Origin of the sequence: Undibacterium sp. Di27W (assembly GCF_049340345.1) — a bacterium.
GTDB lineage: Bacteria > Pseudomonadota > Gammaproteobacteria > Burkholderiales > Burkholderiaceae_D > Undibacterium.
The window spans coordinates 1-414 of sequence record NZ_JBMPOS010000106.1 but is presented as its reverse complement, the minus strand read 5'-3'; the positions used below and the strand labels follow the sequence as shown (position 1 = coordinate 414).

Below are 414 nucleotides of genomic sequence, written 5' to 3'. Positions count from 1 at the left end.
GTGGCCGATCTGTCGGCCATGTTCAATCCGATACTTCGTGGCTGGCATCAATATTACGGTCGGTTCTATGAATCGGCCATGTCTGCCGTGTGGAAACACTTGAATGACTACCTGACGCGTTGGATGATGCGCAAGTACAAGCACGTGGTCCGGCATAAGATCCGGGCACGTCACGCCCTTGGGCGGCTTGCGCGCAAGTATCCCAAGGCCTTCTGGCATTGGAAACTGGGATGTTTGCCCAAGGCCGGATGATGGGAGCCGGATGAGTCGAGAGGTTCACGTCCGGTTCTGCGAGGGGCCGTGGGTGAAATCCCCATGGTCTACTCACCCCTATATCAGCACGGGTGAAGGATGGCTTTATCTGGCAGGAATCAAGGATGTCTATACCTGCGAGATTGTCGGCTATGCCATGGG

The 414-nt window shown here is 55.8% G+C and carries 1 protein-coding gene; it reads left to right on the top strand.

The features are described from left to right. The coding region (locus ACO0LF_RS31500) for a group II intron maturase-specific domain-containing protein (protein WP_423021354.1) at positions 1-252 on the top strand (252 nt) is incomplete at its 5' end. Positions 253-414: the final 162 nt, after the last annotated feature.